This window comes from Enterocloster citroniae, from assembly GCF_040545455.1.
Classification (GTDB): Bacteria; Bacillota; Clostridia; order Lachnospirales; family Lachnospiraceae; genus Enterocloster; species Enterocloster citroniae.
Genome location: NZ_JBEPLZ010000002.1, coordinates 134,090 through 146,632 on the forward strand (window position 1 = coordinate 134,090; position 12,543 = coordinate 146,632).

General features: G+C 50.3%; 12 protein-coding genes. All 12 read left to right on the forward strand.

Annotated features, from left to right (window positions below):
• The first annotated feature begins 8 nt into the window (after positions 1-8).
• The 12 genes from ABID13_RS02625 (at position 9) to ABID13_RS02680 (ending at position 12,521) form a co-directional block, all read left to right on the forward strand.
• Positions 9-1,403, forward strand: a complete 1,395-nt coding sequence (locus tag ABID13_RS02625; protein ID WP_045092863.1) for an NCS2 family permease — start codon at positions 9-11, stop codon at positions 1,401-1,403.
• 183 nt (positions 1,404-1,586) lie between these two features.
• On the forward strand, positions 1,587-3,875 hold the full coding sequence (gene xdhA, locus ABID13_RS02630) for a xanthine dehydrogenase subunit XdhA (protein WP_048929852.1): 2,289 nt from the start codon (positions 1,587-1,589) through the stop codon (positions 3,873-3,875).
• A 17-nt stretch (positions 3,876-3,892) separates the two neighbouring features.
• Positions 3,893-4,780, forward strand: coding sequence for a xanthine dehydrogenase subunit XdhB (xdhB, locus tag ABID13_RS02635; protein ID WP_048929851.1), 888 nt, complete (start codon positions 3,893-3,895; stop codon positions 4,778-4,780).
• A complete protein-coding gene (gene xdhC, locus ABID13_RS02640; RefSeq protein WP_040415158.1) occupies positions 4,773-5,258 on the forward strand; it encodes a xanthine dehydrogenase subunit XdhC in 486 nt (161 codons plus the stop codon). The genes xdhB and xdhC overlap by 8 nt, the downstream gene beginning before the upstream one ends.
• Before the next feature lie 384 nt (positions 5,259-5,642).
• A complete protein-coding gene (locus tag ABID13_RS02645; protein ID WP_007860737.1) occupies positions 5,643-6,095 on the forward strand; it encodes a hypothetical protein in 453 nt (150 codons plus the stop codon).
• 234 nt (positions 6,096-6,329) lie between these two features.
• A complete protein-coding gene (locus ABID13_RS02650) occupies positions 6,330-6,821 on the forward strand; it encodes an AfsR/SARP family transcriptional regulator (RefSeq protein ID WP_007860736.1) in 492 nt (163 codons plus the stop codon).
• A gap of 1 nt (position 6,822) precedes the next feature.
• Positions 6,823-7,545 (forward strand): CpsB/CapC family capsule biosynthesis tyrosine phosphatase, encoded by a 723-nt coding sequence (locus tag ABID13_RS02655; RefSeq protein WP_007860735.1) that lies wholly within the window; start codon positions 6,823-6,825, stop codon positions 7,543-7,545.
• A gap of 8 nt (positions 7,546-7,553) precedes the next feature.
• Entirely contained in the window at positions 7,554-8,336 is a 783-nt protein-coding gene (locus ABID13_RS02660; RefSeq protein WP_007860734.1) for a YveK family protein, read from the forward strand.
• Positions 8,333-9,082: a CpsD/CapB family tyrosine-protein kinase gene (locus tag ABID13_RS02665; protein WP_048929850.1), complete on the forward strand. Its 750-nt coding sequence runs from the start codon at positions 8,333-8,335 to the stop codon at positions 9,080-9,082. Before ABID13_RS02660 ends, ABID13_RS02665 begins: the two co-directional genes overlap by 4 nt.
• Positions 9,079-10,152: an LCP family protein gene (locus tag ABID13_RS02670; RefSeq protein ID WP_045092866.1), complete on the forward strand. Its 1,074-nt coding sequence runs from the start codon at positions 9,079-9,081 to the stop codon at positions 10,150-10,152. Before ABID13_RS02665 ends, ABID13_RS02670 begins: the two co-directional genes overlap by 4 nt.
• 127 nt (positions 10,153-10,279) lie before the next feature.
• Entirely contained in the window at positions 10,280-10,981 is a 702-nt protein-coding gene (locus ABID13_RS02675; protein WP_007860730.1) for a hypothetical protein, read from the forward strand.
• 109 nt (positions 10,982-11,090) lie between these two features.
• Complete coding sequence (locus ABID13_RS02680; protein ID WP_048929849.1) at positions 11,091-12,521, forward strand: sugar transferase; 1,431 nt, start codon at positions 11,091-11,093, stop codon at positions 12,519-12,521.
• Positions 12,522-12,543: the final 22 nt, after the last annotated feature.

Sequence of the window (12,543 nt, forward strand, 5' to 3'; positions counted from 1 at the left end):
TATGAAGTATGGAGAACAAGGCAGAGCAGGGTTTCTTAGAAAGAGTATTTCACCTAAAAGAAAATCACACCGATGTAAAGACAGAGATTATCGCAGGAATCACCACTTTCATGACAATGGCTTACATACTGGCAGTTAATCCAAACATCTTAAGTGCGACCGGAATGGACCGGGGCGCGGTCTTTACCGCAACCGCCCTGGCGTCCCTGATTGCAACCTTGTTAATGGCAGCTTTTGCAAACTATCCCTTTGTACTTGCACCAGGTATGGGACTTAACGCATACTTTGCATACACCGTAGTGCTTCAGATGGGTTATTCATGGGAAATGGCCCTGGCAGCCGTATTTGTTGAAGGCCTTATTTTCATCGCCCTGTCATTGACCAGTGTCCGTGAAGCAATCTTTAACGCAATACCAATGAACTTAAAACATGCGGTTTCCGCAGGTATCGGACTCTTTATCGCTTTCATCGGCCTTCAGAACGCAAAGATCGTAGTGGAGAGCGCAACCCTTGTTTCCGTGTTCTCCTTCAAGGGTTCCCTGGAAGCAGGAACATTCAGTTCAGTGGGGATTACGGTCCTCCTGGCACTGGTCGGCGTGCTGATCACAGGTATACTGGTGGTTAAGAATGTAAAGGGAAATATCCTTTGGGGAATCCTGATTACCTGGCTGTTGGGCATCATCTGTGAGGTTACGGGACTGTACCAGCCAAACGCAGATCTGGGAATGTTCAGCGTACTGCCGGACTTTTCCAGCGGATTCGGCATCCAGAGCATGGCGCCAACCTTCTTTAAGATGGATTTCTCAGGAATCCTGTCCTTTAACTTTATCACCATCATGTTCGCGTTCCTGTTTGTGGATATGTTCGATACACTGGGAACCCTGATCGGCGTGGCTTCCAAGGCAGATATGCTGGATAAAGACGGAAAGCTTCCGAAGATCAAAGGTGCCCTGATGGCGGATGCGGTTGGTACATCCTTAGGCGCGGTATTCGGCACATCCACCACCACCACCTTTGTGGAGAGCGCATCCGGTGTTGCTGAAGGCGGAAGGACCGGTCTTACATCCGTGGTAGCAGCCCTGTTCTTTGGACTGTCCCTGTTCCTGTCACCTATCTTCCTAGCCATTCCGTCCTTTGCAACGGCTCCGGCTCTGATCATAGTAGGCTTCCTGATGGTGTCATCCATACTGAAAATTGATTTTAATGATTTCACAGAGGCAATCCCAAGCTATATCGCAATCATCGCAATGCCGTTTATGTACAGTATTTCCGAAGGTATTGCAATGGGCGTTATCTCTTACGTAGTGATCAACCTGGCTACCGGCCATGCAAAAGAGAAGAAGATCAGCCTGCTGATGTACGTTCTGGCCGTGCTGTTTGTTCTGAAATATGTACTGATTTAATGTTACGCAAAGTATGGCGAAGTGCTTTCGCACATAAGCGCCTATAATACAGGCGCCAAGTGCAGCAAAGGAAACTTCAGCCATACTAAGCTTGAAGAGACCTCGCAAAGTATGGCGAAGTGCTTTCGCACATAAGCGCCCAAAATACAGGCGCTAAGTGCTCAATGCAAGGAGGAGGATGGAATGGGAATTGGTAATAACATGACCCGCGTTGATGCAAAGGATAAGGTTACCGGTAATGCCAGGTATACGGCTGACTTAGAGCCGAAGGGGCTTCTGGTGGCCAAGGTGGTGCACAGCACCATTGCCAACGGCGTGGTAAAAAGCTTTGACCTGAAGGAAGCGCTTGCAGTTCCGGGGGTGGTGAAGATCGTCACATGCTTTGATGTGCCGGATATCCAATTCCCGACCCCGGGCCATCCGTGGTCCGTGGAAACAGCCCATCAGGATATTGCCGACAGGAAGCTTCTGAACACCCGGGTAAGGGTGTACGGGGATGATATTGCCGCTGTCATAGCAGAGGATGAGATAGCGGCCGCCAGGGCAGCGCGCAAGGTAAAGGCGGAGTATGAGGAGTATGAGCCCCTGCTCACAGTGGAAGCAGCCATGGCAGAGGGAGCCGCCCGCCTTCATGATGAAAAGCCGGGAAATGTGATCGCCCATTCCGCGTTTAAGGTGGGAGAGGGGACCTACGAGGAGGCTGTAAAAGAGGAAGGGCTGGTGGTCATTGATAAGGACTACAGGACCCAGAGCGTGCAGCACTGCCATATTGAGACCCCGGTTTCATTTGCTTACATGGAGAATGACAGGATCATTGTCACAACCTCCACCCAGATCCCCCATATCGTGCGCCGGGTGATCAGCCAGGCGCTGGGGCTGCCCATGGGCAGGATCCGTGTTATCAAGCCGTACATCGGCGGCGGATTTGGCAATAAGCAGGATGTGCTCTATGAGCCGCTGAATGCATTTCTCACCACACAGGTGGGAGGCAGGGGCGTAAGGCTGGAACTGTCCAGGGAGGAAACCCTGGGATGTACCCGTGTGCGCCATGCCATTGAACTTAAGGTAAAGGCAGCGGCCAGAAAGGACGGGACACTGGTGGCCAGGAAACTGGAAGCTTATTCCAACCAGGGAGGATATGCATCCCACGCCCATGCGATCGTGGCCAACTCATCCAATGAATTTAAGCAGATATACAGGGATGAAAAAGTGCTGGAGTCCGATGCCTACACTGTTTACACCAACATTACCACGGGCGGCGCCATGAGAGGATACGGCATTCCCCAGGCGGCGTTTGCAGCAGAGTGCATGGCGGATGACCTGGCCCTGGCCCTGCACATGGACCCCTTGGAGTTCAGGAAAAAGAACTGCATGCAGGCGGGATACGAGGATCCCCACACCCATGTAAAATGTAATTCATACGGCCTGGAAGCTTGTATGGAAAAGGGCCGGGAGTTTATCCGCTGGGATGAGAAACGCAAAGAATATGAAAACCAGACAGGACCTGTGAGAAAAGGAATCGGAATGGCAATCTTCTGTTATAAGACAGGAGTCTACCCCATTTCCCTGGAAACAGCGGCATGCCGTATGATACTGAATCAGGACGGTTCCATGCAGCTTCAGATGGGAGCCACGGAGATCGGCCAGGGAGCCGACACTGTGTTTACCCAGATGGCGGCGGAGGTGACCGGTATCACAGAGGATAAGGTCAATATCATGTCCACCCAGGACACGGATATAACACCCTTTGACACAGGAGCCTATGCCTCCAGACAGACCTATGTAAGCGGCATGGCAGTGAAAAAGACCGGCGCGGTCCTGAAGGAAAAGATCCTGGACTACGGCGCCTACATGCTGGGCAGACCTCAGGACACACTGGATATAGAGGCAAACTATGTGGTGGATCAGGAGACAAGACAGCAGCTTCTTTCCATGGAAGAACTGGCAACCACGGCGTTTTACAGCCTGGACCGTTCCGTGCACATCACGGCGGAGGCCACCAGCCACTGCAAGATCAACACCTTTGCCACAGGTGTGTGCTTTGCCGAGGTGGAAGTAGATATGCCGTTAGGCAAAGTAAAAGTGACCAACATTGTTAATGTCCACGACAGCGGGACGCTCATTAACCCCAAGCTGGCAGCTGCCCAGGTACACGGCGGCATGAGCATGGGCCTGGGATACGGGCTCAGCGAACAGCTGCTCTTTGATGCAAAGGGAAGGCCGTTAAATGACAACCTGCTGGATTATAAACTGCCCACCTCCATGGACACCCCGGATCTGAATGCCCTGTTTGTGGAGCTGGACGATCCCACAGGCCCCTTTGGCAACAAGGCGCTGGGAGAGCCGCCGGCCATTCCGGTTGCCCCGGCCGTGCGCAATGCGGTGCTTCATGCCACCGGAGTAGCAGTGGACTCTCTGCCCCTTGATCCCCAGAAAATGGTGGAGCATTTTAAGGCAGCAGGATTAATATAGAAAGGGCGGTGTAAGGCATGTATGATATTGAAAAATATTACCAGGCAAAGGATATAGATGATGCAGTGCGCGCTCTCTCTGCTGACCCGGATGCGGTTGTGATCTCAGGAGGCAGCGATGTACTGATTAAGATCAGGGAAGGAAAGCTGGCAGGCTGTTCCCTGGTGAGCATACATGGGATCAGGGAACTGGAAGGCATTTCCATGGAGGAGGACGGTACCATTGTCATCGGCCCGGCCACTACCTTTTCCCATATTACAAACAATAAGATCATCCAGGAGTATATTCCGATCCTGGGGGATGCAGTGGATATGGTAGGAGGCCCCCAGCTGCGCAACATCGGAACCGTGGGCGGAAATGTGTGCAACGGAGTGACCAGCGCCGACAGCGCAAGCAGCCTTTGCTGCCTGGATGCCATTCTGGTCCTTACGGGACCGGCAGGCGTCAGGGAAGTGCCTATCAGTGAATGGTATACCGGACCCGGCAGAACGGTGAGGGCGCATGATGAGCTTCTGACCTCAATTAAAATAAAGAAGGAAAACTATGAAGGCTACGGCGGCCACTATATTAAATATGGAAAGAGGGGGGCAATGGAGATCGCTACCCTGGGCTGTGCCGTGACCGTAAAGCTGAGTGAGGACAAAAAGCACATTGAGGATCTGCGCCTGGGATATGGCGTGGCAGCTCCCACACCCATCCGGTGCCGTGAGACGGAGCAATCCGTGATCGGTATGGAGACGGGGGATGCCCTGGCTGAGAAGGTGGGAAAAGGAGCTCTCAGTGAAGTAAGTCCGCGTTCCAGCTGGAGGGCTTCCAAGGAATTCCGCCTGCAGCTGGTGGAGGAACTGGGAAAAAGGGCTGTGAAGCAGGCCGTGATCAATGCAGGAGGTGAATGGGATGCTTAATATTGTGCAGATGACCGTCAATGGGAAAGAAGTGGAGTTGGCAGTGGATCCAAGGGAATCCCTTCTGGACACATTGAGGAACCGCCTGGGCCTGACCAGTGTAAAAAAGGGCTGCGAGGTGGGGGAGTGCGGTGCCTGTACCGTGTTGGTTGACGGTGAGGCCATAGACAGCTGCATTTACCTGACCATGTGGGCGCAGGGACGGCGCATTATGACCGTGGAGGGCCTAAAGGGGCCTAACGGGGAGCTGAGCCCCATACAGAAGGCATTTATAGAGGAAGCAGCCGTGCAGTGCGGGTTCTGTACGCCCGGGCTGATCATGTCGGCTGTGGAGATAGTAGGGACCGGAAAGCGGTATAACCGTGAGGAACTGCGAAAACTCATATCCGGGCACCTGTGCAGATGTACGGGGTATGAAAATATCCTCAATGCCATGGAGCGGATTGTTGAAGAAACCTACAAGGTAGTTGGAAAATAGAAAAGAAGATTTAATTGGATCAGATCGATGGATGCGGTTAACGGACAAAGCCCTGAGGAAGCTTGGACGGCATCTTGAGATATAAGAGTTTAGGATTCACCATAGTGAAAAAGAGGGCGCCGTGCCAAATACGGCGCCCTCTTTTTCACTATAAAATCCCAGTAAATGGAAGCTAACGGAACTTTTTGAGAAAGTACATAAAAATGTTGAAAAATTATAATTTATATGTAAAATAAGGAGGGGGAAATTTCCGGGATTTAGGGTTATATTACTGGAATTAGCTGGTCGTTTATGTTAACATATAGGTAGGGGCCAGGGAGGCCCTGCGAGGAGATAAAGGGACGCTTGGTCCCTAAGACGTGGGATAAAAGGTGAGTATGCATCATGTTTGATATTAATATGGACAAAGTATATGTAAAAACCTTTGGCGGCTTTGATCTGTATTATAGGGGAGAGCTGATATACTTTTCCAGCAGTAAGGCCAAGGAGCTACTGGCAGTGCTTGTGGACTGGAGAGGTAAAGCGGTTACGCTGGCCCATCTGGCAGGAGTTCTATCAGAAGGAGAGCGGGATGAGGCAGCGGCCAAACAGGCTGTCCATCTGGCATGGCACAGACTGAAGCAAACTCTTAAGAAGTACGGAATTGAGAAGATCGTCATAAAGGGAAGAGGTACATATGCCGTTAATAAGGAGCAGATTGTCTGCGACAGTTATGATATGGTGCGACAGGTAGAAGGCGCATCTAATTACTTTGCAGGTGAATATATGCCGGAGTACAGCTGGGCGGAGGTAACTCTGTCAAGTCTTATGAGGGATTATTTTGAGGAGGAATTTTAGGAAAATTCTGAATCAAATGTTTAGAAAGGTAAATAATAATAAAATATTAGGTTTTCCGGAAAGAAAGAAGAAGCAGTCTGAAAAGATAGCTTCTTTTTTTATATGTGTGTAATTAACAAATTATACCCAATATTTCCAGAAAACTACAAAAAATTACATGCCGCGTATAATTGAAACGGTTCTGTAACGAAACTGAAAGCAATTAGGTGGTATATCCTTACAGAGAACAGTACTATGCGGCTGGAAATAACGGGAGTAATAACGCTGATGTCGGTGGTGAAAAATGAGAGGATATTTGTCAAGACCTTTGACGGCTTTGATGTTTATGTAAATGGCAAACTGATTTATTTTCCCAGCAGCAAGGCAAAGGAGATGCTGGCGGTTTTGGTGGAAAAGCGTGGAAGCAGCGTATCCTTATCCCAGATGACGTATTTACTGTATGAAAATGTGGAAGAAAAAACAGCCAAGAATAATCTGAGGGTTATCTACCACCGTTTACGCAGGAGCTTGGAAGAGTACGGGATCGAGAAGATACTGATCAAGAAGAGGGGGAGCTATGCGGTGGACACGGAGTTATTTGTCTGTGATTTTTATGAGTTTATAGAGGGAAATCCCGATTATGGAACCCTATTTTCAGGAAGCTACATGCCTGAATATTCCTGGGCAGAGGACACATTGCCTTATCTGAAGAATCTGTACCGAAAATACAACGGAGTGTTGAAGTGACATGACAGGAATCATTGACATACACACCCATATCCTGCCGGGAATCGATGATGGATCAAGGGATTGGGACGAGAGCAGGAGGATGCTGGAGGCGGCTTATCAACAGGGAACGCGCTGTATCATAGCCACGCCCCACTATTCCAGAAGGGGGCTGCCGCCCCAGATATATGAGCTGGCTGAAAGGCTGTCAGAGGAGGCAGGCAGGATCGCGCCGGATTTTAAGACAGGTTTGGGACAGGAAACATATTTCCATGAAGGTCTGGTGGAAAACCTAAAGCAGGGAAAGGCTCTGACCTTGGAGAACACCAGGTATGTGTTGGTGGAGTTTGATCCCCAGGTGTCCTACCACAGCCTGTACCAGGCGGTCAGGAAAATGACCATGGCCAGATACATACCCGTGATCGCCCACGTGGAGCGCTATTTCTGCCTGAGGGAAGGGGACGGGGTGGAAGAGTTGATCCAATGCGGCTGCAGGCTTCAGATGAATTACAGCAGCCTGGAGGGAAACGGCATATGGAACCGGGATGTGCGGTGGTGCCGCAGACAGGTGGCGGAGGGCAGAATCCATATGCTTGGCACAGACATGCACCGAATGGATTACAGGAAGCCGGACATGGAGGAATCCCTCCGGTGGCTGGAAAAACATATGGGCGAACATGAGGTAAGAGCCCTGGTTAGCAGCAATGCGGACAAAATACTACAAAAAAGAAAAACAGGAGAATAGGGATAGGTATGGAAAAGAATTTTGATGATGACGAGATAGAGATCGACCTCTTGGAACTGCTGAGGGAGTTCCGGCGCCGGATATGGATCATATTGGGCGTTATCGTGCTGTTTGGAGGCGTTGCAGGGGCGTTCAGCAAGTTTGTCCTTACACCGCAGTTCAAATCCACAGCCATGGTCTACATCCTTTCCAAGGAGACCACGCTGACTTCACTGGCAGATCTGCAGATCGGCAGCCAGCTGACCAAGGATTATAAGATAATCGTCACCAGCCGCAGGGTGTTAAACCAGGTGATCGATGAGATGGAACTGGGCCTTACATACAAAGATTTGAAAGAAAAGGTCACCATTGACAATCCCCAGGATACGCGTATCCTTTCCATTTCCGTGGAAGACCCGGATCCCAACATGGCAAAGATGATCGCGGACAAGATCGCAACCGTGTCGTCAGACTACATTGGAGATATCATGGAAATGGTTCCGCCCAAACTCATTGAGGAGGGCGAGGTGCCTGTCCTTAAATCCAGCCCCAGCAATGCCAAGAATGCATTGATCGGCGGCTTGCTGGGTGCGGTGCTGATCTGCGGCCTGATCACGGTCCAGGTAGTGATGAACGACACCATCCGTACCGAGGAGGACGTAACCAAGTATCTGGGACTCTCCGTCCTGGCTTCCGTGCCTGAGAGAGAAGGGGAAAAGCCTGAGGACAAGGAAGCCATGATCTCGGGAAAGTCAAAGCCCAAGACGGGAACTGGAAAATCAAGGAAAAAGAAGGGCGGTAGAGCGTCATGAAACAGATCATAACATTAAACAGGGATATGAAGGACGATTATCACTACAATGAGGCGATCAAGACCCTGAGGACCAATATACAGTTTTGCGGAAACGGTATCAGGACCATTATGCTGACCAGCTCCCTTCCCGATGAGGGAAAGAGCGACATCACATTTGCAATGGCCGCCTCCCTTGCCCAGATCGGGAAAAAGGTAGTGATGATTGATGCGGATATAAGAAAATCCGTACTGGTATCCAGGTACCAGCTGGAGACGGAGGTTTATGGACTGTCCCAGTATCTAAGCGGCCAGAAAATGCTGGCGGACGTGCTCTATGATACAAATGTGGAGAACCTGAGCATGGTATTCGCGGGACCGTATTCACCTAATCCGGCGGAGCTTCTGGAGGAGGATCTGTTTGAACAGATGGTCCAGGAACTGAAAAAGACATACGATTACGTGATCATAGATACCCCGCCCATGGCAAACCTGATCGATGGGGCCATTGTGGCCAGACAGTGCGATGGTGCCGTGATGGTGGTGGAAAGCGGCTGCATCAGCTACCGTTTGGAGCAAAGGGTAAAAGGACAGCTGGAAAAGAGCGGCTGCCGTATCCTGGGAGTCGTGCTCAACAAAGTGAGCATGGAGCGGAACGGTTATTACAGCAAATACTACAGCCGTTACGGTAAATATGGAAAATACTCCAAGTACGGCAAATATGGAAAATACGGGAAATATGAAAAATACGAGAAGGCAGAGGCATGAGTTGGCTGAGAAACCATAGAACTACCGTTTACCGCATTGGAATCGGGATCGCGGCACTGGCTATTGTGGCTTTTATCTGGGCAGGCATCGGACTGTACCGGCAGAGAAAAGCCATAGAAGCAGAGATTGCGGCCAGGAACTACGCTGCCCAGTCTGCAAACCAGTCCGGGGGACAGTCAGGGGGTCAGAACGACACATACCTGTTCAGCGGCGATATCGTTACATACAACGGCAGGAAATACAGGCGCAACAGCTATGTAAAAGCCATTCTGTGCATGGGTGTGGACCGGGCCGGCGAGATGACAGAAAAGACCACCACCGGATTCGGAGGACAGGCCGATGGACTGTTCCTCATTGCCCAGGACACGGTGCGCAACACACTGAAAATACTTATGATCCCCAGGGACACCATGACAGATATTACCCTGACAGATCTAAGCGGCAATGAGCTGGGCAAGGACCTGCAGCACCTGAACCTGGCCTACGCATACGGCGATGGCAGGGAAAAGAGCTGTGAATACATGGTGGAGGCGGTATCAGGGCTTCTTGGAGGCCTGAAAATAGAGTGGTACCTGGCAGCTGATACCAGCGCCATTTCAATGCTCAATGACGAGGTGGGGGGCGTTGCCGTGACCATAGAGACAGATGGGATGGAGAAACGGGATCCGGCCCTGATCAAAGGGGAAACAGTAACCCTTAAAGGAAAGCAGGCGGAGATATTTGTCCGGTTCAGGGATATCCATGTGGACCATTCGGCATTGTTCCGCATGGACCAGCAGCAGCAGTATATCAAAAGCTTTTTTGAAACCGTACAAAAGGGGGCTTCCCACGACAACGGACTGGTGGTCAGGCTGTTCGACAAGGTCCAGGACTACATGGTGACCAATATGGCCAAAGACCAGTATCTCAAGATTGCAATGGATGCAGTGGGGAATGGAAAGCTAAGTGATGAAGATTTCTACACGGTTCCGGGTGAGGGGGTAGTAACCCCAAGATATGATGAGTTCTATGCGGACAAAGATGCATTGACCCCGGTTATATTGGAACTGTTTTACCGCGAGCTTGAGTAAGTTGCGGGAAGCAAGAATCAGGCAAGTGATAAGCGGGAAACACAAAGGCGCAATATCCAGTGTGGAAACATGCTGTTTATTGAATATAAAAAACTCTTTAGGAGAGAAGAAAGGAGAGGTGAAGGATATGAAAAAGAAATACGTAGCAGCGTTGGTTCTGGCAGCAGCCCTGGCTTCACAGCCGGTATGGGCATTTGCAGCAGGAAGTTCATCCAGTGACGGCAGCATCGGACTTGATTCCGGTTCTGTTGCAACAACTACAACCAACACTACAACCAACAGTTCCAACACCACAGTAACTGTATCACCCTCTGGCGTCAAGACCACAGGAGCAACCACCAGTGCAAGCCCAGCAGGCAGCACGATCGGTGTTGCAGTAGACACTGTGACCACAACAGGCCAGCAGGTAACAACCAACTCCAAGGGACAGGCCGTAATCGGCGACACAGCAGTTGGATTTGCTGCAAGCACAGCAGCAACAGTAGGTCTTCCTGAGAATGTAGTATCTGCAATCAACAATATCAATGCAGGTAAGCCATTAACAGAAGCTGTACAGAACCTTGACCTGACCGGATACAACGCACTGACAGGCACCCATGCCATTGTTACCATGGATGCAAACACAGGCGCTGTTAAGACAGGTGCAGTAGAAGTATCCCTGTATGTTCCAAACCTGGTTGATAACCTGGCTAACGTACAGGTACTGTTCTACGACAACGCTACCGGCCAGTGGCAGCTGATTCCAGCCCTTAAGGTGGACCCGGTTACCAAGACCGTAGCTGTTAATGTTCCAGGATCTGGCACATTATCCGTAGTTTACAAGAACTAAAAGCATTGAAGAAATGCAGGCCGGGGTACATGACTGATAAAGCCGTGTACCCGGTTCTACAGGGATAGGACAGGGAGCAGGGGTTTGAGGAAAAGAGTGGTGGGAAAAAATGTATCGAAAAGCGGATAAGGGCTGGATGAAGCATCTGGATTTTACTTTGATAGATGCGTTGTGTCTGCAGCTTGCATATGTTGCAGCGTATTTTGTGCGTCATGGGCTTCACTGGCCATACGAAAGCCAGTTGTACCGCAACATGGTGTTTGTATTTCTGTTCATTCAGATATTTGTTACATTTTTTGGCGAGAGCTTTAAGAATGTGCTGAAACGAGGCTATTTTAAGGAACTGATTTCGGCTGTCAAGCATGTATGCCTGGTGGTCCTTATTGCCGCCTTTTATCTGTTTGCTACTCAGCAGGGGGAGGAATACTCCAGGATCACATTGGTAATGACCGGGGTATTCTATGCCGTGTTTTCCTACGGAGCAAGGATTCTCTGGAAGAGATATCTTCTTACAAGGGGAGATGGAGGAAAGGGAAAGCGTTCCCTTTTGATCCTCACATCCAAGGATATGGTGGAGGAAGCGGTTGAGAATATCCGCCAGAACAATTATGAGTGTTTCCGCATTGTGGGCGTCACGTTACTGGATGCGGATTGGGCCGGACAGAGTATCAATGGTGTGGAAGTTGTTGCTAACAGCGATTCCGTTGCCGAGTATGTGTGCCGGGAGTGGGTGGACGAGGTATTTGTCAATCTTCCCAAGAAGATGCCGCTGCCCCAGGAGCTGATGGACTGCTTTATAGACATGGGAGTTACCGTTCATTTGAAGCTGATCGAGATGGGAAGGCTGAAAGGCCAGATCCAGCACGTGGAGCGCTTGGGAACCTATACGGTGCTGACCAGCAGCATCAACATGGCTTCATGGAGACAGGCGTTTTTCAAACGGGCCATGGATATCGCGGGAGGGATCGTAGGATGTGTATTAACAGGCCTGCTGTTTGTTATAGTGGCGCCCTGCATCTACGTCCAGTCGCCGGGACCAATATTCTTTTCCCAGGTCCGGATCGGAAAGAACGGAAAAAAGTTTAAATTATATAAATTCCGAAGCATGTATATGGATGCTGAGGAGCGCAAAAAGGAATTAATGAGTCAGAACCGCGTACAGGGCGGGATGATGTTTAAAATAGAGAACGATCCCCGGATCATTGGCGGAGCAAAGGGAATTGGGAACTTTATCAGAAAATACTCCATTGATGAGTTTCCCCAGTTCTGGAATGTGCTAAAGGGTGATATGAGCCTGGTAGGCACCAGGCCCCCCACCGTGGATGAATGGGAGAAGTACGACCTGCATCACCGAGCCAGGCTGAGTATTAAGCCAGGGATCACCGGAATGTGGCAGGTGAGCGGAAGAAGCGAGATAACGGACTTTGAGGAAGTCGTCCAGCTGGATAGGGACTATATTACGGATTGGAGTATTGGGCTGGATATAAGGACCTTGTTTAAGACGGTATGGGTGGTTTTTGATAAGAAGGGGTCTATGTAGAGGGTGCGGGGGAATGGTTGTG

Bases quoted from the DNA above. Each gene is read 5' to 3' on its own strand.
- ABID13_RS02655 (WP_007860735.1), top strand. From the start codon at position 6,823: ATGACAGGAATCATTGACATACACACCCATATCCTGCCGGGAATCGAT.
- ABID13_RS02665 (WP_048929850.1), top strand. From the start codon at position 8,333: ATGAAACAGATCATAACATTAAACAGGGATATGAAGGACGATTATCAC.
- ABID13_RS02660 (WP_007860734.1), top strand. From the start codon at position 7,554: ATGGAAAAGAATTTTGATGATGACGAGATAGAGATCGACCTCTTGGAA.
- ABID13_RS02680 (WP_048929849.1), top strand. From the start codon at position 11,091: ATGTATCGAAAAGCGGATAAGGGCTGGATGAAGCATCTGGATTTTACT.
- xdhC (WP_040415158.1), top strand. From the start codon at position 4,773: ATGCTTAATATTGTGCAGATGACCGTCAATGGGAAAGAAGTGGAGTTG.
- ABID13_RS02625 (WP_045092863.1), top strand. From the start codon at position 9: ATGGAGAACAAGGCAGAGCAGGGTTTCTTAGAAAGAGTATTTCACCTA.
- ABID13_RS02675 (WP_007860730.1), top strand. From the start codon at position 10,280: ATGAAAAAGAAATACGTAGCAGCGTTGGTTCTGGCAGCAGCCCTGGCT.
- xdhB (WP_048929851.1), top strand. From the start codon at position 3,893: ATGTATGATATTGAAAAATATTACCAGGCAAAGGATATAGATGATGCA.
- xdhA (WP_048929852.1), top strand. From the start codon at position 1,587: ATGGGAATTGGTAATAACATGACCCGCGTTGATGCAAAGGATAAGGTT.
- ABID13_RS02650 (WP_007860736.1), top strand. From the start codon at position 6,330: ATGCGGCTGGAAATAACGGGAGTAATAACGCTGATGTCGGTGGTGAAA.
- ABID13_RS02645 (WP_007860737.1), top strand. From the start codon at position 5,643: ATGTTTGATATTAATATGGACAAAGTATATGTAAAAACCTTTGGCGGC.
- ABID13_RS02670 (WP_045092866.1), top strand. From the start codon at position 9,079: ATGAGTTGGCTGAGAAACCATAGAACTACCGTTTACCGCATTGGAATC.